General features: G+C 70.5%; 21 protein-coding genes. 7 read left to right on the top strand and 14 right to left on the bottom strand.

Annotated elements, in window-relative coordinates; genetic code table 11:
- Window positions 1-61 precede the first annotated feature (61 nt).
- From FXF60_RS14810 to FXF60_RS14835, 6 genes are all read right to left on the bottom strand, one after another.
- Window positions 62-727, bottom strand: a complete 666-nt coding sequence (locus FXF60_RS14810) for a response regulator (protein WP_151526749.1) — start codon at window positions 725-727, stop codon at window positions 62-64.
- Window positions 724-1,959: a sensor histidine kinase gene (locus tag FXF60_RS14815; protein ID WP_192796765.1), complete on the bottom strand. Its 1,236-nt coding sequence runs from the start codon at window positions 1,957-1,959 to the stop codon at window positions 724-726. Before FXF60_RS14815 ends, FXF60_RS14810 begins: the two co-directional genes overlap by 4 nt.
- A 124-nt stretch (window positions 1,960-2,083) precedes the next feature.
- Window positions 2,084-2,473 carry a hypothetical protein gene (locus FXF60_RS14820; protein ID WP_151526751.1) on the bottom strand — a complete coding sequence of 130 codons (390 nt, stop codon included), beginning with the start codon at window positions 2,471-2,473 and terminating at the stop codon, window positions 2,084-2,086.
- A 93-nt stretch (window positions 2,474-2,566) separates the two neighbouring features.
- Window positions 2,567-4,126 (bottom strand): carbohydrate-binding domain-containing protein, encoded by a 1,560-nt coding sequence (locus FXF60_RS14825; RefSeq protein WP_151526752.1) that lies wholly within the window; start codon window positions 4,124-4,126, stop codon window positions 2,567-2,569.
- Window positions 4,127-4,163: 37 nt separating this feature from the next.
- On the bottom strand, window positions 4,164-4,922 hold the full coding sequence (locus tag FXF60_RS14830) for a polyphosphate polymerase domain-containing protein (protein WP_151526753.1): 759 nt from the start codon (window positions 4,920-4,922) through the stop codon (window positions 4,164-4,166).
- Complete coding sequence (locus tag FXF60_RS14835) at window positions 4,919-5,539, bottom strand: DUF4956 domain-containing protein (RefSeq protein WP_151526754.1); 621 nt, start codon at window positions 5,537-5,539, stop codon at window positions 4,919-4,921. The genes FXF60_RS14830 and FXF60_RS14835 overlap by 4 nt, the downstream gene beginning before the upstream one ends.
- Before the next feature lie 155 nt (window positions 5,540-5,694).
- Between FXF60_RS14835 and FXF60_RS14840 the strand changes: the two genes are divergently transcribed.
- Window positions 5,695-6,438 (top strand): esterase family protein, encoded by a 744-nt coding sequence (locus FXF60_RS14840; protein WP_151526755.1) that lies wholly within the window; start codon window positions 5,695-5,697, stop codon window positions 6,436-6,438.
- 307 nt (window positions 6,439-6,745) lie between these two features.
- Here the strand turns inward: FXF60_RS14840 and FXF60_RS14845 are convergent, their stop codons facing one another.
- Window positions 6,746-7,645 (bottom strand): PDDEXK family nuclease, encoded by a 900-nt coding sequence (locus tag FXF60_RS14845; protein ID WP_151526756.1) that lies wholly within the window; start codon window positions 7,643-7,645, stop codon window positions 6,746-6,748.
- Between the two features lie 298 nt (window positions 7,646-7,943).
- Window positions 7,944-8,399: a DUF3817 domain-containing protein gene (locus FXF60_RS14850; RefSeq protein ID WP_238335878.1), complete on the bottom strand. Its 456-nt coding sequence runs from the start codon at window positions 8,397-8,399 to the stop codon at window positions 7,944-7,946.
- An 82-nt stretch (window positions 8,400-8,481) separates the two neighbouring features.
- On the opposite strand from FXF60_RS14850, the gene FXF60_RS14855 reads away from it, so the two are divergent.
- Window positions 8,482-9,723: an ATP-grasp domain-containing protein gene (locus FXF60_RS14855; RefSeq protein WP_151526758.1), complete on the top strand. Its 1,242-nt coding sequence runs from the start codon at window positions 8,482-8,484 to the stop codon at window positions 9,721-9,723.
- Window positions 9,724-9,739: 16 nt separating this feature from the next.
- Here FXF60_RS14855 and FXF60_RS14860 read toward each other — a convergent pair whose 3' ends face one another.
- On the bottom strand, window positions 9,740-10,432 hold the full coding sequence (locus FXF60_RS14860; RefSeq protein ID WP_151526759.1) for a winged helix family transcriptional regulator: 693 nt from the start codon (window positions 10,430-10,432) through the stop codon (window positions 9,740-9,742).
- A 234-nt stretch (window positions 10,433-10,666) separates the two neighbouring features.
- Here FXF60_RS14860 and FXF60_RS16695 point away from each other — a divergent pair, with 234 nt between their 5' ends.
- From FXF60_RS16695 to FXF60_RS14900, 5 genes are read left to right on the top strand one after another with little or no spacing between them, the layout of a single operon-like run.
- Window positions 10,667-15,811 carry a PKD domain-containing protein gene (locus FXF60_RS16695; protein ID WP_202879655.1) on the top strand — a complete coding sequence of 1,715 codons (5,145 nt, stop codon included), beginning with the start codon at window positions 10,667-10,669 and terminating at the stop codon, window positions 15,809-15,811.
- Between the two features lie 14 nt (window positions 15,812-15,825).
- Window positions 15,826-16,515, top strand: a complete 690-nt coding sequence (locus tag FXF60_RS14885; protein WP_151526760.1) for a hypothetical protein — start codon at window positions 15,826-15,828, stop codon at window positions 16,513-16,515.
- Window positions 16,512-17,318 (top strand): hypothetical protein, encoded by an 807-nt coding sequence (locus FXF60_RS14890; RefSeq protein ID WP_151526761.1) that lies wholly within the window; start codon window positions 16,512-16,514, stop codon window positions 17,316-17,318. The genes FXF60_RS14885 and FXF60_RS14890 overlap by 4 nt, the downstream gene beginning before the upstream one ends.
- Before the next feature lie 34 nt (window positions 17,319-17,352).
- Window positions 17,353-19,191: a sulfotransferase family protein gene (locus FXF60_RS14895; protein WP_151526762.1), complete on the top strand. Its 1,839-nt coding sequence runs from the start codon at window positions 17,353-17,355 to the stop codon at window positions 19,189-19,191.
- Complete coding sequence (locus FXF60_RS14900; RefSeq protein ID WP_151526763.1) at window positions 19,188-20,063, top strand: sulfotransferase domain-containing protein; 876 nt, start codon at window positions 19,188-19,190, stop codon at window positions 20,061-20,063. Before FXF60_RS14895 ends, FXF60_RS14900 begins: the two co-directional genes overlap by 4 nt.
- 15 nt (window positions 20,064-20,078) lie before the next feature.
- On the opposite strand, the gene FXF60_RS14905 is transcribed toward FXF60_RS14900, so the two are convergent.
- The 5 genes from FXF60_RS14905 to FXF60_RS14925 are packed head-to-tail and all read right to left on the bottom strand — an operon-like array spanning window position 20,079 to window position 26,952.
- Window positions 20,079-20,990 (bottom strand): glycosyltransferase family 2 protein, encoded by a 912-nt coding sequence (locus tag FXF60_RS14905; protein ID WP_151526764.1) that lies wholly within the window; start codon window positions 20,988-20,990, stop codon window positions 20,079-20,081.
- On the bottom strand, window positions 20,987-23,536 hold the full coding sequence (locus FXF60_RS14910) for a hypothetical protein (protein WP_151526765.1): 2,550 nt from the start codon (window positions 23,534-23,536) through the stop codon (window positions 20,987-20,989). Before FXF60_RS14910 ends, FXF60_RS14905 begins: the two co-directional genes overlap by 4 nt.
- On the bottom strand, window positions 23,533-24,351 hold the full coding sequence (locus FXF60_RS14915; RefSeq protein WP_151526766.1) for a sulfotransferase family protein: 819 nt from the start codon (window positions 24,349-24,351) through the stop codon (window positions 23,533-23,535). Before FXF60_RS14915 ends, FXF60_RS14910 begins: the two co-directional genes overlap by 4 nt.
- On the bottom strand, window positions 24,348-25,937 hold the full coding sequence (locus tag FXF60_RS14920; protein ID WP_151526767.1) for a lipopolysaccharide biosynthesis protein: 1,590 nt from the start codon (window positions 25,935-25,937) through the stop codon (window positions 24,348-24,350). The genes FXF60_RS14915 and FXF60_RS14920 overlap by 4 nt, the downstream gene beginning before the upstream one ends.
- Window positions 25,921-26,952, bottom strand: a complete 1,032-nt coding sequence (locus tag FXF60_RS14925) for a hypothetical protein (protein WP_202879656.1) — start codon at window positions 26,950-26,952, stop codon at window positions 25,921-25,923. Before FXF60_RS14925 ends, FXF60_RS14920 begins: the two co-directional genes overlap by 17 nt.
- Between the last annotated feature and the right edge of the window lie 34 nt (window positions 26,953-26,986).

The raw sequence follows: 26,986 nt of genomic DNA on the forward strand, positions 1-26,986 counted from the left end.
ACCACAAGCGACGCTCGGTGGGGCCAGGGATAACCACAGGCGACGCTCGGTCGGTCGTAGGTCAGGGTTGGACGAGGCCGGACTTGTAGGCGAGGGCCACCAGCTGCGAGCGCTCGGCGCTGCCGGTCTTCATGAGCAGCCGGGAGATGTGCGTCTTGACGGTCGCCTCGGAGACGAAGAGCTGCTGGGCGAGGTCCTTGTTGGAGGGTGCGTCGCCCATCAGAGTCAGCACCTCGAGCTCGCGGGGGGAAAGGGCGTCGAGGCTCGGCAGCCCGTGGTCGTCCCGGGGCGCCGTCTCCCGGAGCGTCTCGATCACCTTGCCGGCGACGCTTGGGTCGATCCAGGACTCGCCGGCCGCCACCTGCCGGATCGCGTCCGGCAGCCGGCTGGGAGCCGCGTCCTTGAGCATGTAGCCCGACGCCCCCGCCCGGAGAGCGCCGTAGAGCGCGTCGTCGTGGTCGAACGTCGTGAGCACGAGCACCGTGGTGACCGTCGCCCGGTCGGCCCCCTGCTCCACGATGAGGCGGGTCGCCTGGATCCCGTCCATCCCCGGCATCCGGATGTCCATGACGACCACGTCGGGTCGGGTGCTGGCGGTGAGCTCGACCGCCTCGGCACCGTCCCGCGCCAGGCCGACCACGACGATGTCGTCGTGCACCCCCAGCAGCATCTCCAGACCCTCGAGGACCTCCCGCTGGTCGTCCGCGACGACGACGCTGATGCTCACTCCGGCTCGGCCCGGTTGCGGGTGCTACGGGACTCCGACGGCGGGCCACCGGAGCTCGGCGGGCGCACCGGGAGCACGGCGGTGCTCACGAACTCCTCGCCCGACCAGCCGGCGTCGAAGTTGCCGCCGACCAGCCCGACGCGCTCGCGCAGACCGCGCAGCCCGGTGCCTCCGTTGGGGGTGGCGGGTCGGGCGCCGTGGCTCGCGCGGGACCGCACCTGCACCTGGAGCTCGCTGCCCTGCCAGGCGAGGTAGACGTCGACCAGGGCTCCCCGTCCGGCGTGCTTGAGCGCGTTGGTGAGCGACTCCTGCACCACTCGGTATGCCGCGCCGCCGACCGAGGGGTCGACCTCCTGCGGGGTGCCGGACCGGTGGACCTCGACGATGAGACCGCTGCTGCGGGGCACCTCCACGAGAGCCTCGATGTCGTCCAGGCCGGGCTGGGCACTGGGGGAGAGGTCGCGGTCGAGCTCGCCCGCGCGGGGCTCGCCCTCCTCGTCCCGCAGCACGCCGAGCAGGCGGTGCAGCTCGCGCATGCTCTGGGCGCCCGTCGTCTCGATGGTGCCCAGGGCGCGTTGGATGGTGTCCACCCTGGCGTCCTCCGGCAGGTCCCGGCCCACCGACTGGCTCATGGCGCGGGCGCCGGCGGCCTGCATCATCATGGCGCTGACCGAGTGGGCGACGATGTCGTGCAGCTCCCGGGCGATGCGGTGGCGCTCGGCCTGCGCGGCCTGCTCGGCGCGCACGTCGATCTCACCGTGCAGTGCGGTGGCGCGTCGCTGTGCGTAGCGCTCGACCGTCCCGGAGCCCCAGGCCGCGAGGACCAGCGCCGCGAAGAAGGTCGTCGAGGACAGGTAGTCACCGAACTCGGGGGCGGTGAAGGACTTGGCGACGTTGCGCACGATGAGCGGCACCTGGACCAGGCCCACCACCAGCGAGCCCCACCAGCGCAGGAGCCCCCCACGTCGGGCGGCCGCGTGGATCGCGACGAGCAGGCAGAAGATGGGCTGGCCGTACTCCAGGGCGAGGGTGAGGCCGATGGTGATGACCCCGACGATGACCAAGGACGGCACCGGGAAGCGATAGCGGAGCGCCAGCACGACACTCATCACCAGCACGAGGAGGGCGATCAGCCACGCGGGTGCGGTGCCACCACCGGCGAGGGCCAGGTCGTCGATGAGCACGCCGGTCGTGCCGAGGTCGAAGATCGTGGCCAGGACGATGGCGAGCACGCCAAAACCTCTGATCAGCAGCCGCCACCGGCGTCCATGCGGGATGTCTGGCGGGCCAGAGGTCGAGCTGGTCACGGTCGCTCTCTCTCTTGGTCGGGCCGATGGGGCGGGAAGGGAACCCAACCTAGCGGCAGAACCGGGGGAACATCTGACAGAACCAGTTGTCCGTGGTGGCCCGATCGGCATCCATGGACACCAGCTGCATCGACGAGGCCGGTGTGGCCCGCCCTGGTCGAGCGAGCGCGACCGCGCGAGCCAACCTCAGCGCGATCATCCGTTCGCCGTCCTGGGCCGTCAGCACCTCGACCACGTCGATGCGGTCGTGCTCGTCCCTGTCGCCCCCTGCCGCGACAGGGACGAGCACGACATGCAGCGGAAGGGATGGGGTGGGCTCCCTGTCGCCCACCCGCATCACGGCGTGTTCCGGGGTGACCAGCTCGGCCTGACCTAGGGTCCGGCCCGAGTGTCCCTCTGCATCACCCTCCACGACACGCACGTGACCTCTGAACTGCACGCGCCCCAGTCTGATGGTGTCACCAGACCGGGGCGTCATCCTCAAGACTGATTTCCGTCAGGCAGGTGCAGGAGGCAGATGGCGCTCGCGGGATCAGGGTCGGGGGCCACCGCCCATCCCGCCGAGGGCGTACTCGCCGGCCGTGGTGGAGGCGAGCTCGGTGTCGCCGGCGCTGACGGTATACGTCTGTCCCGCCTCCAGGTCGGTGGTGGACAGCACGAGCGACGCGGTGTCCTTGGTCACCGGGACCTCGGCGACCACGGAGCCCTGGGCGTCGGTGACCGTGAGCGTCTGCCCGGCCGCGACCACGCCCGACAGGGCGGCGGCGATCGAGGCCTGGTCACTGTCGGTGGACGGTGCCATCATCATCCCGGCGCTGCCGAGGGCCGTGAGCGTGCCGCCGGAGACGAGGAAGTCGCCGTCGACGTCGATCGCACCGTTGCCGTCCATGGTGGGTCCGTTGACGACCACCGTCCCTCCGGTCATGGTGACCACGCCGTTGGAGTCCAGCCCGTCGCCGTCGGAGGTCAGGGTCAGCGAGCCGCCGCTGATCTCGACCGAGGGGGTGATCGTGTCGGACACGGCGTTGAGCGCGTCGTCGGTGGCGGTCACGTCGGTGCTGCCTCCCTCGACGATGATGCGGGCCGACTCCAGACCCTCCAGGGACCCGCTGACGGTGAGGGTGCCGCCCACGAGGTCGATGACGTTCTCCGCCGTGACCGCGTCGTCGCCGGCGGCGACGCTCACCGTCGTGTCCTCCCCGGAGAGGGCGATGATCCCGGTGCCGTCCTCGGTGTTGTCCGACGTCAGCCCGTCGTCCTGGGCGGTGACCGTCACGGTGCCGCCCTGGACGGAGAGGAAGTCCTTGCCCCGGATCCCGTCGTCGGCGGCGATCACGTCGAGGTCGCCGGAGAGGATCACCAGGCCGTCCTTGCTGGTGATGCCGTCGCCGCCGTTGCCCTGGACGGTCAGCGAGCCGTCGCCGGCGATGGTGAGGTCGGCGGTGGAGTAGAGCGCCGCGTTGGGGGCGTCCACCTCCTCGCCGGTCTCCTCGTCGACGCCGGCGTCGGTCTGGGCGTAGGTCTCCGGGTCGGTCAGCGAGTTGTCCGACCCGTCGGCGAGCACGACGGTCGCGTCCTCGGCGGAGCTGACCTGCAGCGCCGGCCCGAGCGAGCTGGTGATGTCGACGCCGTCGAGCACGACGGTGACGTCCTCCTCCTCGGGCACGGCCACGACGACCTGACCGTCGCCGAGGGTGCCGGAGAGGACGTAGGTGCCGGCCTCGGTGACGGTGACCAGGTCGGTCCCCTCCTCGGTCGTGGTCACCTGGACGCCGTTGTCGGCGGTGGTGCCAGCACCGTCGGCCAGGGCGACCGCGACCGCGCTCTGCTCGTCGTCGTCGGCCTCGTCGCCGTCCGCGTGGGTGGTGAGGCCGACGACCCCGATGGGCTCCTCGGTCGTGGACTCGTCGCTCGCCTCCTGGGCGCCCGTGCTGCTGGTCGCCTCCTCCGTGCGCTCGGTGCTCGACGTCGTCGTGGCCACGGTGGTGCCGGCGGCCGTGCTGCTGGAGGTCTCCTGGATGCCGCAGCCGGCGATGAGCGCGGCGACGGCGAGGCTGGCGGCGGTGGTGCGGAGCCGGGTGCGGATGGTCATGGTCTCTCCTCGGTGTGGTGCGGGTGGTGGTGCGGGGTCAGCCGGCCAGCGGACCGGCGGTGGTGAGCAGGCGGTGCCAGCGGTGCGCGGGCAGCGTGGGGTCGAGCAGGGCCAGGCCGGTGCCGAACTTGCTGATCCGGACCGGGCGATGGCCGGCGGCCCAGAGCCGGCGGTCCAGGCCGGAGGGCGTCGAGCCGCCCTTGGTCTCGACGATCACCACGCCCTCGGGGGCCAGCACCGTGCCGTCAGGTGCGACCCACCGCAGGGCGGTGTCGACGGTGGCGCGGGCGCCGTCGGGCAGCGCCAGCGTCGTCCTCCGGTATGCCGTGTCGAGCGCGGGCGCGCCGCTCCACCCGGTGCGGGGGACCGGCACCCCGCACCCCGCGAGGGTGCGCTGCACGAAGCCGGTCGCCTCCGCGGTGAGTGCGGACGGCATACCGACCGGGTGCGGCTGGCGTGCCTTGACCGTGGTGCCGCGCGGACCGCGGGTCTTGACCTCGAGCCAGCAGGTGCCGGTGTCGAGGTAGGAGCGGGTGCGGACCTTCCACCGGCGACGGCGGGCGGTCGCGGTCGAGCGGTAGCTGGCCCGGTCCCCGGTGTCGAAGTAGGTCGAGGCATACCGCTGCGACCGGCGCCCGTCGATCTCGAGCACCCTGGTGCCGGTGGGCAGGTGGAGCAGGGCGTCGTCGAGGTCGTGCCGGGCGAGCAGGTACTTGCGGTCCACCCGGGTCAGCAGGGCCGACTCGGCCACCAGGTCGGTGAGGCTGATCGGGGCGAGCGAGGCGAGCGGCGTCATCGGGCCACCGCCTCGCGCGTCGAGACCGACGTCGTGGTCGCCGCCGCGGGTGTCCTGCGGGTGCTGGCCGACGGCATCCAGCCGACCTCGACGTGGGTGCTGTCGTCGACGAGGTCCAGGCGCACCGTGCGGGTGCTGACGACCTCCCCGCCCAGCAACGTCTGCAGCCGCGCGACGAGGTCGTCGGGGTCGGTCACCGCATGGTCCAGCACCACCAGCTGCTGCCGCAGCTCTGCCTGCCGCCCGGAGACCAGCGGGTGGTCCCCGATCGCGAGGGCCAGCACCACCAGGGCCATGAGGCCGGCACCGATCGGCAGGCTGGTGACGCCGATGCCGCCGAGCAGGCCCAGCGCCAGCGAGGCGAAGTAGTAGGCGATCTCGCGCTGGCTCAGCTCGCTCGAGCGCAGCCGGATGATGGACAGCACGCCGAACAGGCCCAGGCCGAGACCGATCGTGGCGGCCGAGGAGGTGAGCGCCATGCTCACGGCGAGCACCCCGACGTTCACCCCGAGGAAGGCCGGCACCAGCTCGGTGCGGCGGTGCCGTGGCAGGTAGATCGCGAAGGTCAGCAGGATGATCGCGACCAGGTCGACGGCGGGCAGGATCAGGGCGTTCATGAGGGCTCCTCGTGGGTGGTGCGGTGCGTCGTCCCTCCATTGCGCGGCGCGGGGCTATGTGCCCGCTGTGAACGGGCGGTGCTGCCTGTATGAGGTGTGGCAGGCTTGCCCCCACGTCGGGTCCGGCCGACGGTCGAGTTGGGCGAAGGAGAGCCATGGAGCGCGAGCAGATCGATCTCGACACCGAGGGCGTGGGACGCGGCGCGATCATCCGCTACGGCCACTGGGGCAGGCCGGTCGTGGTCTTCCCCTCCGAGGCGGGCCGGGCCTGGGACTTCGAGAACAACGGGATGCTCGACGGCATCGCCGACCTGCTCGAGGGCGGTCGCGTCAAGCTCTACTGCGTCGACTCCTTCGACCACCTGACGTGGAGCGACAACAGCCTGCCCACCGAGGAGCGGGCCCGCCGGCACGGCGGCTACGAGCGCTGGATCCTGAGCACCGTGGTGCCCCTGATCGACCAGGACTCACCGGGCCACGCGAGCATCGTCACCGTCGGGGCGAGCATGGGTGGCTTCCACGCGGTGAACTTCGCGCTCAAGCGGCCGGACGTCTTCGGGGTGGGCATCAGCCTGTCCGGCAACTTCGACCCCAGCTCCTGGCACGGGTGGGGCGAGCTGGGTGAGGCGACCTACTTCGCCAACCCCACGGCATACGTGTCCGGCATGGAGGGCGACCACCTGCAGTGGGTGCGCGAGCACGCCAACATCCTGCTGGTCGCCGGGCAGGGAGCCTTCGAGGTGCACCCGACCCGGTCGCTGCCCGGCGCGCAGATGATGGCCGGGATCCTGGCGGAGAAGGGCATACCGCACGAGCTCGACCTGTGGGGCCACGACAGCGCGCACGACTGGCCCTGGTGGCGCAAGCAGCTCGCCCACCACCTACCCCGCTTCTGCTGACCCCCCGGGGTGCTCTCCGTTGCAGGTGAGGCCACCACGCCCACCGCGGTCGGTTCGTGCTGCCCTGGCGACACCTTCCCACCGCGTGACTTCCCTGCCGCGCCAACCGCGGTGGCTTCGTGCTGCTCTGGCCACACGTTCCCACACCGCGGTGACTTCCCTGCCGGGGCTGACCGCGGTGGCTTCGTGTGGCTCTGGCGACACGTTCCCACCGCGGTGACTATCCCCCTGGAGCCGACCGCGGTCGGTTCGTGCTGCCCTGACGACACCTTCCCACCGCGGTCAGGGCCGCTCGCGGTGGGCGCGGTCACCCAGACCGTGCCCACCGGGAGTCGAGGGCGATCGCGCAGGTATGCCCGCAGGGCCTGGGTGACCCCGTCCAGCCTCGCGCCTGCTGGGCAGCGGCCACGTCGGCGGCGAGCCGGCACGGATCGCTCACGACTTCGACCCAGCCGGCTCGGAGCACGACGCCACCCTCCCCAACGGCTTCTCGATCGCGCCGCCGGTCAGCGAGCTGCTTCTCCCGGTGCCACAGTGCGCCGTCGATCTCGACGCCCAGCGCCCGCGCACGGTCACGGAAATCCATGGTCCGTCCGAGGGCGCGACCGTCCGCGCCGCCGATCGGATCCTGACGGCACATGCGCGGAAGGCCGTGCGCCGTCTCGACATCGCGGACGTAGCGTGCCTCGGCGGCGCTACCCAGCCCGTCCTCGGCGGCCATCAGGGCCTCCGTGAGCACATCGCGTGCGGGGTGACGTGGATGGTGCACGAGCTCGGCGCGCAGCTCAGCCACGGTGACCTTGCGTGAGGAGACGGCACGCGTGATGAGCGCCATGGCACCGTCGATGTCGTTCGGGCGGAGGGCGATGACGTCGATGATGGTCTGCGGCAGCGTGGTCAACGGAAGTCCGTGTCGCCGTGCCACCGTCAACCGGCGACGCCGACGGGTCTTGACGCCCGTGAACGTGCTGGTGCGGTGCGTGTCGAAGTGCTCCGCCAGCGTGATGATGGCTGGTTGGTCCGACGTCAGGTCCCACAGGTGCAAGGCGCAGCGCAGGCTGACGACTGCCCCAGCCCCGCGCGCCAAGACCGCCGCCTCGACGCGTTCGAGCCATGTGACCTGCCCGGTGTGGGTCACATACGTCGCTCGGAAGACCTGTTGCCAGGAGTGCTTGTCCAGTCGGTGCCGGATCTGCGCGATCGTCATGCCGTCCGCGAGTGCCTGGCGGCGCGAGGTCACCTTTCTCATGGGCTCCAGAGTGGCTGCTCGGACCGACCGGGCGCCGAAGTCATCCACAGGCATACCGACCGCGGTGGCTTCGTGTGGCTCCGGCGACACTTTCCCACCGCGGTGACTTCCCTGCTGGCACCGACCGCGGTGGCTAGAGGTTGTCAGGGGCGCGCATAACGACCGCGGTGGCTAGAGGTTGCCAGGGCCACGCTTACCGACCGCGGTGGCCAGGGGTATGCCCGTGGCGGGGGAGCCCTGGGGGGAGCCCGGCAGGTCAGCCGACGGGAGGGCCGATCGCCAGCAGGGCGCTGAAGACGGCACCGACGACCAGCAGCGCCACCACGGCCGAGGGCAACGGGCGGCGGAGCACGGCCGCGAGCGCGCGCTCGACCGCCGTCCTGGCACCGCTCTCGCGCAGCCGCCACCGCTCACCGGCAAGCCCACGACGCCTGACCCACCGCTCGAAGGGGATCGTGGTGAACGGCGGCACCGCGCTGGCCAGCCCGAGCACCATCCGCCGGGCGCCCCACCGCTGGTCCACGCCCACCACCAGCACCACGACGCAGTAGGCCAGGAAGACGAAGCCGTGGACCGGGCCGGCGATGCTCACGCCGAGGTCGGTGGTGCGGGTGAGGTACTTCAGCGTCATGCCGAGCAGCAGCAGCGCCCACGTCACCGCCTCGGCGTCGGCGAGCAGGCGGAGCAGGCGACCGGGTCCGGGGGAGAGCACCCCTGCATTGTCGATCACCGGCCGGCCGCGGGCATACGGACCCCTCCTGACGCGAGGACCGGGAAGCGCTAACGTTCCGACCATGGGCAACGACGTGCGCACCCACCTGATCGGTCTGCTGCTCGGCGCGGAGGAGGACTGGCCCCGCGCCTTCGAGTCCATCCTGTCGCTCGTCGGGCCGGTGGAGGCCGATGGTGCCACGCACTCCATCACCAGCGAGCGGGTGCGCATCCATCCCTTCGACCTGACCGACCCGGTGCGGCACGGCCTGGTCATCGACCGGCTCGCGTACTGGTACTACCACCCTCGCGAGTGGCTGAAGAAGACGTCGCTGATGAACGACACCTACCTGCTCAACAGCCCGTTCACGTTCCAGTCGATGGAGAAGCACAGCGCCTACGTGGCGATGCTGCGCCTGGGCATGAAGATCCCCAAGACGGTGCTGGTGCCCTACAAGAACCCGGTGGACAATGTGCGCTGGGCCTACACCTCGAGCAAGTACAACGACCCCTTCGACCTGGAGACCATCGCCGCCGACATCGGCTACCCGCTCTTCATGAAGCCGTTCGACGGTGGCGGCTGGCGCGGGGTCTCCAAGGTCAAGGACGTCGAGGGGCTGCACAAGGCCTACGACGAGTCCGGCAACATGCTCATGCACCTGCAGGCGACGGTCGACTACGACAAGTTCGCCCGGGCGCTCACGATCGGTCCGGAGACCATGGTCATGGACTTCCGCCCGGACGAGCCGATGCACGACAGGTATGCCGTCACGCACGACTTCCTGTCACCCCAGGCAGGGTGGGAGGCCGAGACGGTGAGCAAGGTCGTCAACGCCTTCTTCGGCTGGGAGTTCAACTCGGCCGAGATGCTGGTCGCGGGCGACGAGGTCTACCCGATCGACTACGCCAACGCCTGCCCCGACGTGGCGATCACCTCGCTGCACTACTACTTCCCCTGGGCCATCACGGCGCTGGTGCGCTGGTCCACCTACTGCCTGGTGACCGGTCGCAAGTCGGCGATCGGGGTGCGCAACCCGCGTGACTACTTCGCCATCGGTGACGACCCGGACCGCACCTACCAGGAGAAGATGCAGGGCTACCGCGAGCTCGCGGACGCCGAGTTCGAGACCGACCGCTACTGGGAGTGGTGCGAGAAGCACCTGCCGCACCTGCCCGAGCGGGTGCTGGACTGGGTCGGCTCGGACGACTTCGACCGGCTGCTCGTCGACACCGTGCGCGGGCACTATCCCGAGCACGAGCACGAGAAGTTCATCGCGCACTTCCGGGGCCTGACCGGCCTGTGGGCGAAGGACCAGCGGGCCTGACCCTCAGGCCTGGTCTCTACACGACCTCGGTCGTGCCGATCAGTCGGTAGCCCTGGCCCCGGACGGACTCGATGACACGCTTGGAGCCGGCGGCCTGGAACTTGAGGCGGAGCCTGCTGATGTGCGACTCCAGCGCGCGGTCGCTCAGCTGCGCCTTGCCGAGGGCGGTCGCCAGGTCGCGGCGGGACACGACCTGGCCGGACTGATCGGCCAGGAGGGACAGCAGGTCCAGCTCCGAGCGGGTGAGGGCCACCGGCACCCCCGACGCCAGGACGAAGCGTCCCTGCAGGTCCAGGTGCACGTCGGCGAGGGACTCCTCATGGAGCTCGTGCCGCGGACGGTCGGCGTAGTTGCGCACGAACACCTCGAGCCGACTCCGCAGCCGGGTCTCGGACACGGGCAGGCCGATGACGTCCTTGGCCCCACGCCCCAGGAGCAAGGCCTCGTGCTGCTCGGTCAGCTTCTCGGCCAGGATGAGCGTCGGCACCCGTCCCTGGTTCAGCCACCGCTGGGCCTCGACCATGGCGGTCGAGAAGCACCCACCATGGATCACCGCGGTGGTCGGCTGCTCCGCGGACATGCGCTCCTGCAGGCCCCCAGGCGCGACCGACACCACCGAGCAGCCGAGGGCACGGCTGATGGCGATGGTCGGCTCCTGCGGGGGGATCACCCCGTCCGTCGGGATGATCCACATCGTGTGCTCTGGCATCGGTCACTCCTGTGTTCGGGACCATCACACCAGATTCGCGAGGGTCTTGACACGATCTTGACCATAGCCAGGCGCCTTCAGGCCTGTAGCCACGCGGGGAAAATCGAGATTGTCACGATCAGGTAACGATTCCTCGCATTCGCGCCAAACCAGCGTATCGTTCCCGTCTGTCAGGGATCGCAGGGGCTTGCCCGTAGGCGCCATGCCGCAACACCAGATCGAAGTGGAATCGCCATGTACTCACTCGCACAACGTGCCACCGCGATGTTCGCGGCTCTCCTCGTCGGGCTCACGGTCGGGGGGACACAGGCCGCAGCAGCGGTCCCCCAGCCGGCGGCGACCGCGATCGCGATTCCCACGGTCGTCCCAGACGTCATACCGCACGACTCGATCGTGTCCGAGTCCTCGGTCAACTGGACCCCGCAGATCCGGGACGGCCGAGTCTTCGACATCGCGCAGTCCGGCCAGAGCGTGGTCGCCGGCGGCCGGTTCGCCGAGGTGGCCGGCAGCAACGGCTCGCCCGTGCTGAGCCGGAGCAGCATCGTCTCCTTCAACGCCACGAGCGGGGCCATCAACACGGGCTTCGACCCCAGCATCGTCGGTGACGTGCGGGCCATCGAGCCCGGACCGACACCGGGCACGGTCTACGTCGGGGGGACGTTCCAGGGCATCGACGGCGTCACGGGCAAGCTCTTCCTGCTCGACGCGCAGACCGGCGCGCGCGTGAGCTCCTTCACGCCGGTGCGCACCAACGGCGCCGTCCAGGACGTCGTGCTCCGCAACGGCCGGCTCTTCGTCGGTGGCTCCTTCACGATGGTGAACAACCAGCCTCGCGGCGGGCTGGTGACGATGAACCCGACCACGGGAGCGGTCGACGGCTTCCTGACCTCCACCGTTGCTGGGAATCACAACTGGTTCGAGGGCTCCAACGGCGCGAAGGCGCCGGTCGGTCCCAAGGCGCTGACGATCGACCCGACCGGTCAGCACCTCGCGGTCATGGGCAACTTCAAGACCGTCGACGGGCTGACCCGCGACCAGCTCGCCCTCCTGGACATCTCCGGCGGCAGCGCCCAGCTGCGGACGGACTGGCGCACGACCGGCTACGAGGCCACCTGCGCATCGGGTGCCTTCGACTCCTACGTGCGTGACGTCCACTTCTCGCCCGACGGTGAGTACTTCTCCGTCGCCACGACCGGTGGCCCCTTCCCCGGCACCCTGTGCGACACGCTGACGCGCTTCGACCCGGAGGCCACGGGCCAGGACGTCGACCCGCTGTGGACCGACGAGACCGGCGGCGACACGCTGCTGAGCGTGGCGTCGAGCGGGGCGACGGTGTATGCCGGTGGGCACCAGCGCTGGATGAACAACCTCAACGGTCGGGACCGGCCGAACCCCGGTGCGGTGCCGCGGCCCGGCATCGGCGCCGTCGACCCCAACAGCGGCATCCCCATCGAGTGGAACCCGGGCCGCAACCCTCGCGGGGCAGGCGCCGAGGCTCTCCTCGCCACCGACCAGGGACTGTGGGTCGGTCACGACACCAACTGGATCGGTGACCGCGACGAGTGGCGCCCGGGCATCGCCTTCTTCCCCCTCTCGGGCGGGTATGAGCTCGGTGCCGGTGAGAGCGGATCGCTGCCCTCCAACGTCTACCGGGCGGAGACCGGTGCCGGTGCCGGCGCGGACGCGCTGTTCCGCGTGAACGCGGGCGGTCCGGCCATCCCGGCCTTCGACGGTGGCCCGTCGTGGCGCGCCGACACCGACGCGGCGAGCGACGTGCGCAACAGCGGCAGCAACGCGGCGGGCTACGGGGCGGTCCCGACGGTCACGCCCAACGTCCCGGCGTCCGCGCCCAGGGCGCTCTACGAGTCCGAGAGGTGGGACCCGAACGGTGACCCGGAGATGACCTGGGCCATCCCGATCCCGGCCGGCGAGGACATCAGCGTCCGCCTGTATCTGGCCAACCGGTGCACCTGCACCAACGACCCCGGCGAGCGGCGCTTCGACGTCCAGCTGGAGGGCTCGACCGTGCTGAACGACTACGACATCAGCGCGGACGTGGGTCACGACGTCGGCACGATGAAGTCGTTCGACATCACCTCGGACGGCACCGTCGACATCGTCTTCGGGCACGTCACGGAGAACCCGCTGATCAACGGGATCGAGATCGTGCGACGCACGGACGGCACCGAGCCTCCGGCGGAGGACACCGGGCTCAGCTACCTCTACTACGAGGGCGGCGCCTCGCCGTTCCCGGCCCAGCCGGCCCCGGCGGGCGACATCGACTGGCAGCAGGTCCGTGGGGCCACCATGATCGACGGCGAGCTCTTCTACGGGACGGCCAACGGCACGTTCGTGCGCCGGACCTTCGACGGCACGGACTACGGCGACCCGGTCCTGATCGACCCCTACAACGACCCGGACTGGGTGAACGTCGACACCGGATCGGGCCAGACGTTCCGTGGGACCGTGCCGAACTTCTACGCACAGATCCCGAACCTGACCGGCATGGCCTACGACGACGGCCGGCTCTACTACACCCGCGCGGGCTCGAACCAGCTGTTCTACCGGACCTTCAGTCCCGACAGCGGCGTGATCTATCCGGCCGAGCGCACGGTCGCCGGCTTCTCCGCCCCCTCCCCGGCCGGCATCTTCGTCGACCAGGACGGTGAGTCGCTCTACTTCGCGACCGCGACGACCGGCAACCTCTCCCGGATCGACCTGGACGGCACGTCAGTCTCGGGCACTTCCGAGGTGGTCAGCGGTCCCGACGTGGACGGGGTCAACTGGGCGTTCCGTGCGGTGTTCCCCGGTCCGGGCGACCCGCCACCGGTCCCCAACATCGACCCGGTCGCCGCGTTCGAGTCGACCTCGACCAGCCTGACCGCGTCCTTCGACGCCTCCGGCTCGAGCGACTCCGACGGCGAGATCGTCTCCTACGAGTGGGACTTCGGCGACGGTGGCACGGCTGAGGGCATCGAGGCCGAGCACACCTACGACGAGGGCGGGACCTACCAGGTCACGCTGACCGTCACCGACGACGAGGGTGCGACCGACACCGCCACCCAGGACGTCACGGTCGTCTTCGAGAACGAGAGCCCGGTGGCGGAGTTCACGGTCGAGTCGACGAGCCTGACGGCGAGCTTCGACGCGACCGGCTCCAGCGACCCGGACGGTGAGATCGTCTCCTACGACTGGGACTTCGGCGACGGCGAGTCCGGCACGGGTGCCACGGTGGACCACACGTATGCCGAGGCCGGCACCTACACCGTGTCGCTCACGGTCACCGACGACAACGAGGCCACCAACCTCGTCGCGCAGGAGGTGACGGTCTCGCTGGCCAACGTGGAGCCCACGGCGGCCCTGACCGTCGAGGCGACCGATCTCATGATCGTCACCGACGGCTCGGGGTCCTCCGACTCCGACGGCGACATCGTGTCCTACGAGTGGGACTTCGGCGACGGTGGGTCGGCGACCGGTGTGACGGCTGAGCACACCTACGCCGAGGGCGGCACGTACACGGTGACGCTGACCGTCACCGATGACGACGGTGACACCGGCACCGCCACCGAGGAGGTGAGCGTCGAGGCGGCCAACGTCTCGCCGTCGGCCTCCTTCACCGCGAACTCCTCGGGGCTCGACCTCGGTGTGGATGCGTCGGGGTCGGCTGACCCGGACGGTGAGGTCGTGTCCTACGAGTGGGACTTCGGTGACGGTGGGTCGGCGACCGGGGTGACCGCGGAGCACACGTACGCGGAGTCCGGGACGTACACGGTGACGTTGACGGTGACCGACGACGAGGGCGCGCAGGGTACGTCCTCGCAGGAGGTGACGGTCTCCGATGCTCCGGTGGGTGCGCCGGCGTTCGTGACCAGTGGTGCGGTGCAGACGCACGGGAACACCTCGTCGATGCGGGTGCCTGAAGGTGTGGAGGAGGGTGACCTGCTCCTGCTGCACGTGGTGATGAGCAAGGATCGTGACCCTGCTCCGCCGACCGGTGTCGGTGAGTGGGAGGTCGTGACGCGGCTGGACAACGGTCCGCAGAACGTCGTGGTCTACTCCCGGGTGGCTTCGGGCGCGGAGAGCGACGAGATCATCACCCTGGACGTCACGGACTGGACCAAGACGGACATGACGATGTCGGTGTACCGCGGTGTCGCGGGTGACCCGATCGAGGCGATGGCCGATGTGGCGCTGGTGAACCAGACCCAGCACCCGAGTGCGGAGGTCGCGGTGGCTGGTCCGGGTCGCACGGTGGTGACCTACTGGTCGGACCGGTCGAGCTCGACCACGGCCTGGCAGGCCCCGTCGGGTGTGGAGGTCCGGTCGACGCAGGTCGGTGCCGGTGGTGGACGCGTGTCCTCGCTGCTGGTGGACGACACCTCTGGTCCGGGTACCTACCCGAGCCTGGTGGCGACGAGCACGCCCCAGTCGCCGCGGTCGATGGTCATCACCCTCGTCCTCGCACCCGGTGACAGCCCGCCCCCGGCGAACGTGGCACCCAGTGCCGCCTTCACGCTGCCGCCCTGCGACCAGCTGAGCTGCGCTGTGGATGCGTCGGGGTCGGCTGACCCGGACGGTGAGGTCGTGTCCTACGAGTGGGACTTCGGTGACGGTGGGTCGGCGACCGGGGTGACCGCGGAGCACACGTACGCGGAGTCCGGGACGTACACGGTGACGTTGACGGTGACCGACGACGAGGGCGCGCAGGGTACGTCCTCGCAGGAGGTGACGGTCTCCGATGCTCCGGTGGGTGCGCCGGCGTTCGTGACCAGTGGTGCGGTGCAGACGCACGGGAACACCTCGTCGATGCGGGTGCCTGAAGGTGTGGAGGAGGGTGACCTGCTCCTGCTGCACGTGGTGATGAGCAAGGATCGTGACCCTGCTCCGCCGACCGGTGTCGGTGAGTGGGAGGTCGTGACGCGGCTGGACAACGGTCCGCAGAACGTCGTGGTCTACTCCCGGGTGGCTTCGGGCGCGGAGAGCGACGAGATCATCACCCTGGACGTCACGGACTGGACCAAGACGGACATGACGATGTCGGTGTACCGCGGTGTCGCGGGTGACCCGATCGAGGCGATGGCCGATGTGGCGCTGGTGAACCAGACCCAGCACCCGAGTGCGGAGGTCGCGGTGGCTGGTCCGGGTCGCACGGTGGTGACCTACTGGTCGGACCGGTCGAGCTCGACCACGGCCTGGCAGGCCCCGTCGGGTGTGGAGGTCCGGTCGACGCAGGTCGGTGCCGGTGGTGGACGCGTGTCCTCGCTGCTGGTGGACGACACCTCTGGTCCGGGTACCTACCCGAGCCTGGTGGCGACGAGCACGCCCCAGTCGCCGCGGTCGATGGTCATCACCCTCGTCCTCGCACCTGACGAGGCATGACGGATAATCGGGTGATGAGCCCACCCACCTCGCGAGCGCGTCGCCCACGGCTCCTCACGGCCTGCCTGTTGGTCGGGTCGCTGCTGCTCACCGGCTGCAGCGGGTCCGACGACGGGGAGGACCAGGCGACGTCCAGCGCCTCTCCCACGACCGGCGAGGCGGCAGGAGAGCCGTCCGGATCCGAGGGGGCTGAGCCCACCGGCACCGACGACGCCGGCGCGAGCCCCACGTCCGGCACGGACGGCGGCGACAGCGCCGGCTCCGACGAGGGCGAGACGGACCCCGAGGCCTCGGTGAGCGTCACCACAGCGGCTGAACCCACGGCCGTCGGCGAGTTCGAGTACGAGGATGTGCCGGAACCCGCGCCGCAGGAGGTGGAGACGTTGTGCAACCTGACGCGGGACTACTTCGTGGGTCAGCGCGACGCCTCGCTGGTGGACGGCCGGGTCTCCGAGAGCATGCAGCTGACCGTCGTGGGTCTGAGCGATCAGGTCGGGATCTGGACGGGGCTGCAGGAGCAGTACCCCGACGCGGCCGAGGACATCCGTCGTGCGGGGGTGATCCTGCAGCACTGGGACAACGCCCTCGCCGCGTCGCAGCAAGGACTGACCGCAGAGGAAGCGGCCTACCTGAGCGAGGCGAACGAACTGATCGAGCAGCTCCCGTCGCAGGCCGCCGTCTCCGAGGTCGGGTGCGACCGGTGAGCGGCTCGCCCGTCTCGGTCGGCCCGGCACCGGTAGCCACCGAGAGCGGCCGGCGGCTGGCCTGGATCTTCTACGGTGGCCTCGGCCTGGCCATGCTGGTGATCATCCTCGGGCTGCACACACGGGTCCTGCCCGGGGCGGCGGCGAGCACGTTCGCCTACAACTCCGAGGGCTACTTCTTCGCCTTCTTCATGGCCGCCTGGATCCAGTTCGGCCTGCCGCGGCTGCCGTCGGGCTCCCGTGGCCTGTCGATAGCGGCCGGTGCCGGGGTGGCCTTCGCTGCACTCGGGCTGGCACTCCTGTCGATCGACGGGCTGCGCTCGTCCATCGCCACGCTGAACGAGCCGGCTCTGGCGCTGGCGGTGCTCGTGCCGTACGCCAGCCTGCCTCGACCGCTCCCGCGCTGGGCCCCGCTGGGACTGTCGCTGGTCGTGCTGATCATCGTTGCGATCGGCCTCTGGGCGGGAGATCCGCAGCCCGGTGTGCAGCTGGGATCGGTCAACTGGGTCATCGCGACGGCCGAGATGATGGCCCTCATCTTCCTGGCGCCGATCGTGCTCGACCTGACCTGCCCCTGGATCCTGGACCGGTCCCGGCGGGGTCGTGCCCTGCTGGTGCCCACCCTGGTCGGCCTCCTGCTCGTCCCGGTGGTGGTCTCCGGGCTCGGTCGGGCGGCGCGGGCGGGGGACACCTGGCTCCCGCTCATGCTGAACTACCTGGGCAGGTCGCACGAGGCCTTCGTCGGCTTCCTGCTGCTCGTCGCGTATTTTTGGCTGCGCGGAAGAACACGACGTGTCGGCTGACGTGGGGCGGTCGACGGAAGAGGGACAGACACGGATGAGCACCGACAGCCGACCGAACGTTCTCTACATCGCTGGATCGGGGCGGTCGGGCAGCACCCTCCTGGAGCGACTCCTGGGCTCCATGCCGAACCTCGTGAACGTCGGTGAGGTGACCGACATCTTCCGCCGGGTCCATGCCGGTGACGAGCTGTGCGGCTGCGGACAGGCCTTCTCCGCCTGCCCCTTCTGGACGTCCGTCGGCGACTACGGCTGGGGCGGCTGGTCCCGGGCGCCGTTGGCCGAGGTGGCCGCGCTGCAGCGGGAGGTGGCCCGGCAACGGCACATCCCGCTGCACCTCAAGGTGCGCCATCGCACCGACTTTGCTCGAGCGCGGCGTGAGTACCAGGACGCTTACCGGCGGCTCTACAACGCCATCCAGACCGTCTCGGGGGCAGACTTCGTGGTGGACGCCAGCAAGCAGCCTGCCCACCTCTTCGCGTTGCGGGGGTCAGGTATCGACGTGAGGGTGCTGCACCTGCTCCGTGACGTGCGTGGGGTCTCCTGGTCGCAGGCCAAGCGCGACGTCGCCCGCCCTCACTCGGTGGCGGCCCGGGAGACGATGCACCGACAGGCCCCGCTGGAGGCGGCCGGACGGTGGCTGGCCTGCCAGACCGAGATCGATCTGCTGGCCCGCTTGGGTGAGCGGACCGCCACGGTGCGCTACGAGGACCTGATCCCCTCTCCGCGAGAGGTGATCCAGACGGCTCTGGGGGAGCTGGGGGTCGATGTCGCGCCCGACGCGCTCGACCATGTCGGCGAGGGTGTCGCCCATCTCCCGTCCAGCCATGGCCTGTCGGGCAACCCGTCCAGGTTCCAGCAGGGCGAGGTGCCGTTGCGGATGGACGAGGCCTGGAAGGGCTCGATGCCGCGACCGCAGCAGCTGGCCGTCGGCGCCGTGGCCTCGCCCTATCTCGTGCTGTCCACCTTGACCCGGCGCCGTGAGGACCCGGCCGGCGCTGAGCCCCGGACGTCGTCGGCTCCCGCCACCCGGGCTCGCGGTCCGTTGCCGAACTTCCTCTACATCGGACCCGACAAGGCTGGATCGACGTGGTTGCACGAGGTGCTCGTCAAGCACCCGGACATCTTCCTGACCCCTGCCAAGGATCTGTACTTCTTCGACCGGTACTACCAGCGCGGGGTCGAGTGGTACCGCAGGTTCTTCGCGGGCGCGGACCACGAGCGGGTGGTCGGCGAGGTCTGCCAGGACTATCTCTTCGACCCGGCCGCCCCGGCGCGGATCCGCGAGGTGCTGGGCACACCGAAGATGATGGTGACCTTGCGCGATCCTTCCGAGCGTGCCTTCTCGTCCTACCTCTACATGCGCAAGCACGGTCGTGCACCGGCGACCTTCAGCGAGGCCCTGGACCGGATCCCCAAGCTCGTGGAGCACGGCCGCTACGGTGCCCTGCTGGAGAACTACCGCGAGGTCTTCCCGGACGAGGCGCTGCACGTCGCGGTGTTCGACGACCTCAAGGCGGACCCGCAGTCGTTCCTGGACAGGGTCCTGGACTGGCTGGAGGTGGACAGGATGGATCTGAGCGACGGCGACGAGGACAGCAAGCTTCCCGCCAGCCGGGCACGCAACGTCCCGCTCGCCTGGAGCGTCCGCCTCGCGGCCAACGTCGTGCGGAGCCTCAACGGTGCCGAGCTCGTCGGTCAGGTCAAGCGCTCCCCGCTGGTGCACCGGGTGCTGTACGTCCCGTTCGGCGGCGAGGCGCCACGCATGTCGGCCGAGGATCGAGCCCGAGTGCACCGCGAGCTCGCGGACGACGTGGCCGACCTCGACGACCGGTATGGGTTCAACCTCCGGGAGCGCTGGGGGTGGACCGCATGACGGCACTGCGTCAACGCGTCCCTGCGCCGCTGCAGCGGGTCGGGAGGCAGGCCTACGTCGAGACGGGCCGGCTCGTCCCAGGGCTGCAGCGGGTGCAGCCGCAGTTCCTGCTCATCGGCGGTCAGCGCTGCGGCACCACGTCGCTGTTCCGTGCCCTGATGCAGCATCCCCGCGTCATCCGACCCTCCTTCCACAAGGGGATCAACTACTTCGACGTCAGCTACCACCGTGGTCCGGAGTGGTATGCCGCGCACTTCCCGCTGCAGCGGCGTGCCGAGGCGAGCACCGCTCCGGAGTCACCCGTCGCCTTCGAGGCGAGCGGCTACTACATGTTCCACCCGTGGGCGGCCGAGCGCATCGCGGCCGACCTCCCGGACATCAAGCTGGTGGCGCTGCTCCGTGACCCCGTGGAGCGCGCCTACTCGGCGTGGAAGCACGAGCACGCCCGCGGCTTCGAGACCGCGAGCTTCGAGGATGCGCTGGAGCTGGAGGACGAGAGGGTGCGTCCGGAGGTCACCCGGATGCGGAAGGACCCCGGCTACTACAGCGCGGTCCACCGGCACCAGGCCTACCGCGGGCGGGGGGAGTACCTCGACCAGCTTCGTCGCTACACCTCGCTGCTGTCCCGCGATCAGCTGTACGTGATGTACAGCGAGGACTTCTTCCGTGACCCGAGAGGCGAGTTCTCGGGCCTGTGCTCCTTCCTGGGGATCGACCCCCTGGAGACCCTCGAGGCGAAGCAGTACAACGCCCGCCCCAGCGCCTCGATGCCGGCAGCGGCGCGGTCGCGCCTCAGCGCGCACTTCGCCGAGGGTCGTGGTGCGCTGGAGGAGTTCGTCGGGCGGCCTGCGCCGTGGCCGACGGGCGACTAGCGGACCCCCGTCGGCTCAGACGCCTCGACCGCGCTTGTTGAGCGTGTCCAGGACGGTGCGACCGACCCGTGGGTGCACTGCCGCTGCGGCGGCCAGCGGCCCGCGCCACTGCCTCGGGTCGGCCAGCACGGTGCGGGCAGCCCACTGCCACGCAGCACCGCGCTGACCCGAGCACGCCTGGGCGAAGGCGATCTTGCCCATGAGCCGGGCCGCGCCGACACGGTCTTTCCGGACGTCGTCGTGCTTCTCGAGAAGGTACTGGTTGCTGGCGATCTTGGTCGGCCAGTCGTGCCGGAAGAACGACTTCTGGCCCCAGGTCACGGTGACCAGGGGCTCCACGACGACGAGGACCGGATGGAGGGTCGAGGCGCGCAGCAGGAGGTCCCAGTCCTCGCTCTGGCTGCCGGGCAGCCCTTCGTCCACCAGGCCGATGTCGTGGATGAGGGCCTCCCGACGGAAGACGAACGTCGAGGAGTGGAGCATCGACAGCCGAGAGCGTCTGAGCATGGCGTGCGTCGCGTACGGGGTGGCGGTGGTCCGGGGGGTGGACCGGCCGTGGTTGTCGATGAAGATCCCCGAGGAGACCATCACCGCTGCAGGGTCCAGCTCGACGAGGGTCACCTGCCGGTCGAGCTTGTGCGCGAGCCAGTAATCGTCGTCGTCGCAGAACGCGACCAGCTCGCCCTCGGCGGCCAGGACGCCGGTGTTCCGCGCGCCCGCCAGGCCGGGGGTCCGGGTGTTCTCGAGGACCCGCACCGGTCGTTCGCCCTCCTCGACCAGGGACAGGTCCGGCTCGGCACGGTCGAACACGACGACGACGTCCAGGGCGCCGTCGTAGTCCTGGTCGCGGATGGCCCGGATGACACGACGCAGCTCCTCAGGTCGTGCATGGGCGGGGACGACAGCGGTGACGCTGGGGCGGGTCATGGGGTCCTTCCTCGACTGGCGGTGCTGGCTTCGGCGGTCCGTTCCGACCAGTCCACCAGGAGCAGACCGACCGGTTGCAGGCCCATGGCGGTGGCCTCCCGGTAGAGCCGCCGCACGGGTCGGGCGGCGGAGTCCGACGTGGCGACGAGCAGCACGCGCTCGCCGCGGCGGTCGACGGGTCCGCGCAGCGCCCCGTCCAGCTGCTCGGCCAGGTCGACGGCCACCATCGAGGTGGTGACCGGGAAGATCCCGGCCAGCGGGGTGTAGGTGCGCGCGACCCAGGCTGCTTCCTCGAGCTCTGCCGCTGCGAAGCCGCCGGACGCGGTGACGCCGACCCGGCCGACCACGGGCACGCCGAGGTCGAGACGCTCGGCCGGGTCCTGGCCGAGACGGTCCCGTCGACCGTCCGTGGCCCGGGCGACGAGCAGACCGGCGAAGAGTCCGAGCATCGCGCCGCTGGTGAGATAGACGAACCACGGGTCCTGGGAGCGGGTGACCGTGACGTCGTTGAACTCCTGGCCAGGATTGATGCTCTCGCGCCGCAGGCCCAGCCAGGTCGAGGAGACCTGCGCGTACTCGCGCCGCAGGTCGATGAGAGTGCCCTGCAGCGCACCGAAGACGAGCGGCTCCTCCTCGTCCTCCGCCTCGGGGCCGGTCGGCTCGTCCGTCTCGACCACGCCGCTGGTGAGGGAGACGGACTCCGCCAGCGCCTCCTGATAGTTCTGGAGGTCCTCCGCGCGCTCGCTGCTGGCCTCCTCCGCCATGCTCAGCCGCAGGTCCAGGTAGCGGTTCGCGCCCTCACGGGCTCCCGCGACGGCCGCCTCGCGGTCGGGGTGGGAGAAGGTCAGGTTGAGGATCCGGGTGTTGGGCTCGGCCGTGATGAGGATCCGCTCACGTGCCTCGTCCGCACCGCCGGGTATGCCCGTCGCCTGGGCCACCGCGTCGAGCACCACCCTGGAGGTGGCCAGCTGGGCCTCGGTGTCGAGGGTGAACGGACGGGCCTGCGGCGCGTTGACCAGCGACGTGGTGCTGAGCAGCACGGACTGCGTGGCGGCGTAGGGTCGCTCCTTGGTCAGCTGGAGACCGGCCCCGGCCAGAGCGCCGACGACGGTCAGGACGAGGACGGTCGCGACGTTCCTCCGTGGCGGGACGATCAGGCTGTTGAGGGGTCTCAGGTGCGCCCCTGGGTTCTCCCGCACCAGGAGACCGAGGGAGATGAAGATGACCACGATGGCGGGGTGGATCACGGTGTAGACCGGCATTGTGACCAGCGCCGCCACCGTGCTGGCCTGCGCGGCCACCATGATGACGGTCGACCGGCGCAGCGAGCGGAAGAACTGACCGACGATGAAGCCGACGTAGAGGGCGGCGCCCACGAAGCCCGTCGCGAAGACCACCTGCCACAGCTGTCCCTGGGTGCCGAGCGGCGGCGGGGAGCAGTTGGGGCAGAGGGCGCTGGACCCGGTCGCGATGGAGTTGAAGTTGCCCTGGACGTCACGGGTGGACCCGTAGCCGACGAAGGGTGAGCCTTGCCAGGTGCTGACCACCGCCTGGGTGCTGAGGTTCGCCCTGCCCTCGTTGCTGTGCGGCGTGTTGAGCCGGTCCAGGATGAGGTCCCCGAGGGGCGAGACGACGAGCGCGGCCCCGATGAGGATGACCACGACGAGGCTGGCCCACAGCACCTGGAGGCGGCCGGTGAGAGCGACCTTGACGATGACGAAGAGCGTCATCATCACCAGGGCACCCCACATCCCTCGGTTCAGGGACCCCACGATGGGGAAGATGGCCAGCGGGAGCCCGATGATGACGACCCAGCGCCGCCACGTGTTGCCGACCCACCACGACGCCACGAAGTGCGGGATGGTCGCGGCGGTGGCGATGCCCCACTGGTTGGCGTAGGCGAAAGGCGCGCTGGGGCGCGGCTCCACGTAGCCGAGGAAGTCCTGCAGCTGGGCCACCTGGGGATGGATCAGGGACTGGACGAAACCGTTGTTGGCGATCGCCCCGGGCAGGAGCAGCTCGGCGACGGACGGGAACTCCAGCGTCGGGACCAGCAGGCCGAGGATGCCGCCGGAGGCCAGCATGACGAACATCCAGCCGATCGCCCGGCTGATGCGCAGGGTGGACAGCTCGGCCCGCATGTTGACCGTGTAGAGGAAGGCGATCGTGGCCGCGAGGTACCACCCGTAGCGGTAGCCGAAGGTGAAGTAGCGCGACGCCCCCTCGCCCGGGATCGTCGCCGGGGCGTCCACCTGCAGGACGAAGACTCCGCCGATCACCCAGACCAGGAACAGCAGCCAGGTCCCGAAGCCGCGCGGCACCATCACCCGACGCTGCGCGAGCTGGATGACCATGGGGATGCAGGCCAGGAAGAACACGACCTGGAAGAGTCCCAGCACCCACCACAGGGGGATGCCGACGAAGGCGATCGTCAGCGGCCAGCCGGGGGCGAGCAGCGCCGTCGGTGCCTCCTCGTCGGTCACCGGCTCAGGGGCGCCGCCCCTCGGTGACCGCACGTCGGGCCGTGCAGGGCTGTCGATGCTCATGGTGCCGGCAGGCTCCAGTCGTGGCGTGCGTCGACATCCTCGATGTCGTAGCCGTAGCGGCGGGCGGCGTCGTCGAACCGGCTCACGATCCGGCGACGCTCGCGCCCCGAGAGGGGACCGGACATCGCGGACCACGCGCTGCGGTACCGGTCGGAGTAGGTCGACCTGACCTGACCGCTGTTGACCAGCGGGAAGCTCAGGCCGAGGAAGCTCGTGAGAGGGGCCAGGGCGGCGTCCGTGTCGGCGACGAGGTCCTCGTACCGCAGGACGTGCACCCGCTCCAGGTCGGCCACATCACGCAGCAGGGCGTCGTGCGCGACGAACCAGTGCTCCACCAGGGAGCTCAGGCTGGTCCCTCGTTGCCACTTCTTGCTCGACAGCGCGACGACGACCGGGTGCCGGAAGATGACCACGAGCGCGCTGCCGGGGAACACCGACTGCAGAAAGCGACCCATGACGAGGTTGGGTGGTGACTTCTCGAGCAGCAGCGGTGACTCGAGGTCCCAGTACGGCATCCAGGACCGGATCAACCCCTCACCGATCCGGGCCTGCTCGCCGGCATCGGTGACCGGGCCGAGCTGTGCGGCAGGGTCGTGGGCGAAGCGCCCGGGGCCGCCGTAGGCGACGGCGGGCTGGTACATGGTCTGCAGGTGCTGACCCTCGTCCTCGCGCACACCCGTCCCCTGCAGCCCGGAGATCTCGGGGTGATCGCCGAGGAGCCGCCCCAGGGCTGTGGTCCCGCTCCGGTGCAGGCCGCCGACGAAGACCAGCCGGTCGGGGGCCACGAGCGGACTCACGGGTTGCGACAGCGTCATGACGGCTCCTGTCCTTGCGCGCTGGCGGCAGCCTGACCTCGTCCACCTCGACGACGCCGCAGCGAGGTCACGAGGTAGCCGAGCTGCAGTCGACGGCGGAGTAACCACAGACCCAGCAGATAGGTCGGCGAGCAGACCGCCAGGGAGATCAGCAGAGCATAGCCCTGGTCGTCGACGAGCGCGGCCAGACCTGCCGGGAGGCCGCCGAAGACCACTGCGGGCAAGGCCATCGCGAGGAGCGACTCCCGGCCGAAGGGGTGCAGGTTGCGCCAGATGAGCAGCTGCATCAGGGGCACCAGGTTGGCCACGAGGATGGCGACGGCCCAGCCGATCGCCGCCCCGATGATGCCCAGGCGCGGGATGAGCAGCAGATCGATGACGACGTTGGTGGTGAGCGCGAGGATCACGTTGCCGAGGTTCCACAGCGACTTGCCGGCCATGAGCAGGACCATGTCCACCATGCCGCACGCCGTGGCCACGAGCATCGCCGCGCACAGCACCTGCAGGACCCGCTGTCCCTCGGTGTAGTCGCCGCCGAAGATGCGCAGCACCGTGCCCGAGAAGGTCATGAGCATGAGGTAGAGGGGCCAGGTGATGACGATGAGCCAACCCGTGGCGGTGCGGTACAGGGACGACGTCCCGCTCCAGTCGCTCCGCGCCACGGCTTCGCCGATGTGCGGCTGGACGCTCAGGCCCACGGCCCGGGCGGCTGCCTGGCCCAGGGTGATGAAGCGGGTCGCCGCGGTGTAGATGGCTGCGGCCGGGAGGCCGGCCAGCGCGCCCACGAGGACGATGTCGAAGCGCTGCATCGCGACCTGGGCCAGGCCGGCCGCCGCCCGCGGTGAGCTGAACCGCCAGAACGCCCCCCAGGGGGCGAATCCCGCACTGCGGTCCTGCGTGGCGGCGCGGTCGCGCAGTCGGCGCCACCACCACCAGCCCAGCACGGCCAGCGGGACGTAGGAGGCCGACCAGGCCCACGGTGCCGCGTCGACGCCCAGGACAGCGAAGGCCAGGGCGACGAGCGCGAGCTGGAGCAGGGGACGTGCCAGCTGGTCGAGGGTGGCGTTGACGGCCATGGTCCCCAGGCCTCGCGAGGCGGAGACCGTCAGGTTCGTGATGCCTGCGGCCGGCAGGAACAGCGCCATGGCCACGACGAAGGTCGCGAAGCGTTCCGGCTGGTCCGGGCTGAGCAGCCTGCCGATCTCGCCGGACCAGATGATGAGGACGGCCGCGCACACGACCGAGGTGATGAGCACCGGCACCGCGGCGATCCGCATGTAGACGTGCGCTCGCGAGAGCTCCCCACGCGCCCGCGACCCCGAGAGAAAGTACACCAGGCCCGCGTTCGTGCCGAGCTGCGCGAGCCCGGCCGCCAGGAGGAACACCGAGGTCGCCGTGAAGAAGGCTCCCGCCTCCGTGGTCGACGACAGCCGGGTGATGAGCACGGTCAGCACGAACGTGCTCACGGCGGAGACGGCCGACCCGGCGAAGTTGAGCATGCTGCCCCGACCGGCGCGGCGCAGCGAGGATCCTCCGGCGCCGCTGGTGCCCGGCTTCGTCACGTGCGGGCTATCGACCCCGGTCACCCTGCACCACCTGTTCGAGCGCGGGCAGCAACCAGTCCTCGATCGGACCCTTCTTGGCGCCGGCCTTCTCCTGCTGGTGCCGGACGAACCGCTCGGCGAGGTCGATCGCGTAGAGCGCGACCAGCATCCTGCCGGAGGTGGGGTGAGCGCCGTTGGCCTCCCCCAGGTCCGCCGCCAGGTGCTGGAGACGGGTCATCGACCCCTGGGGCGTCAGGCCGTCGAGCCGCACGCCGGACTGGAAGGAGTAGTGCAGGGCGTCCAGCCCGACCGGCACACCGGTGCTGAAGCGCTCCCAGTCCCAGGCATACGTCGTGTCACCGCGCGTCGCGAGGTTCCACGGGGTCCAGTCGCCGTGCGCGGCCCCGAGTCGCAGGCTGGAGGAGCCCCAGATGTCCTCGGCGGCCTCGGACAGTGCGGCGAGGCGGTCCGACAGCGGTGTCGGTCCGAGCTCCCCGAGCCGGGCGCGCAGCGCCCGCCACCACGGCACCGAGGCGAGCACGTCCTCGCTCTGCTCGAAGCCACCGACGAGACGTCGCAGCGCGGCATCCCGCACGCCAGGATCGACGCCGCGCGGCGACCAGGTGGGCACCGGTTCGATCAGGAGGTAGCGGTGCTCGTGCCAGTCGCCCGCCTGGATGACGTTCGGGTGGCGCAGGCTGCCGAGGTCTCGACCCTCCAACGAGCGCAGCGCCTCCTCCTCGCGGACCAGACGTCGGCTGGTGAGGTCGTTGACCGCGACCTTGGCGTAGCCCTGGGTGACCCCGCGCCCGTCGAGGAGGTGCAGGACGGGTTTGCGGTTGGCCCGGGGAGGTCCGAGGGTCAGCCCCACGTGGAGTGGCCGACCCGCTGCCGCGGAGAGCCGGGCGGGCAGTCCGTGCTCCGGCCTCCGGACGTGGAGCCTGGTCGGCACCAGCCCCCCGGCACCGAGCCAGCCGGCCACGCCCAGGCCGACAGCGGTGAGCTGCGCGCGCCGGGTGCTGGGTGACTTGTAGTGGCGCAGCGCGGCGGCGGTCACCCTGCGCGGACCCCGCGGGACGAACACGGTCGGC

The sequence above is a fragment of the Serinicoccus kebangsaanensis genome (genome assembly GCF_008919445.1).
Taxonomy (GTDB): domain Bacteria; phylum Actinomycetota; class Actinomycetes; order Actinomycetales; family Dermatophilaceae; genus Ornithinicoccus; species Ornithinicoccus kebangsaanensis.

What these genes read in the sequence shown, in the direction of transcription:
- FXF60_RS14910 (WP_151526765.1), bottom strand. Translation starts at nt 23,536, where the DNA reads ATGAGCATCGACAGCCCTGCACGGCCCGACGTGCGGTCACCGAGGGGC.
- FXF60_RS14825 (WP_151526752.1), bottom strand. Translation starts at nt 4,126, where the DNA reads ATGACCATCCGCACCCGGCTCCGCACCACCGCCGCCAGCCTCGCCGTC.
- FXF60_RS14835 (WP_151526754.1), bottom strand. Translation starts at nt 5,539, where the DNA reads ATGAACGCCCTGATCCTGCCCGCCGTCGACCTGGTCGCGATCATCCTG.
- FXF60_RS14885 (WP_151526760.1), top strand. Translation starts at nt 15,826, where the DNA reads ATGAGCCCACCCACCTCGCGAGCGCGTCGCCCACGGCTCCTCACGGCC.
- FXF60_RS14905 (WP_151526764.1), bottom strand. Translation starts at nt 20,990, where the DNA reads ATGACCCGCCCCAGCGTCACCGCTGTCGTCCCCGCCCATGCACGACCT.
- FXF60_RS16695 (WP_202879655.1), top strand. Translation starts at nt 10,667, where the DNA reads ATGTACTCACTCGCACAACGTGCCACCGCGATGTTCGCGGCTCTCCTC.
- FXF60_RS14855 (WP_151526758.1), top strand. Translation starts at nt 8,482, where the DNA reads ATGGGCAACGACGTGCGCACCCACCTGATCGGTCTGCTGCTCGGCGCG.
- FXF60_RS14900 (WP_151526763.1), top strand. Translation starts at nt 19,188, where the DNA reads ATGACGGCACTGCGTCAACGCGTCCCTGCGCCGCTGCAGCGGGTCGGG.
- FXF60_RS14860 (WP_151526759.1), bottom strand. Translation starts at nt 10,432, where the DNA reads ATGCCAGAGCACACGATGTGGATCATCCCGACGGACGGGGTGATCCCC.
- FXF60_RS14895 (WP_151526762.1), top strand. Translation starts at nt 17,353, where the DNA reads ATGAGCACCGACAGCCGACCGAACGTTCTCTACATCGCTGGATCGGGG.
- FXF60_RS14845 (WP_151526756.1), bottom strand. Translation starts at nt 7,645, where the DNA reads ATGACGATCGCGCAGATCCGGCACCGACTGGACAAGCACTCCTGGCAA.
- FXF60_RS14840 (WP_151526755.1), top strand. Translation starts at nt 5,695, where the DNA reads ATGGAGCGCGAGCAGATCGATCTCGACACCGAGGGCGTGGGACGCGGC.
- FXF60_RS14830 (WP_151526753.1), bottom strand. Translation starts at nt 4,922, where the DNA reads ATGACGCCGCTCGCCTCGCTCGCCCCGATCAGCCTCACCGACCTGGTG.
- FXF60_RS14915 (WP_151526766.1), bottom strand. Translation starts at nt 24,351, where the DNA reads ATGACGCTGTCGCAACCCGTGAGTCCGCTCGTGGCCCCCGACCGGCTG.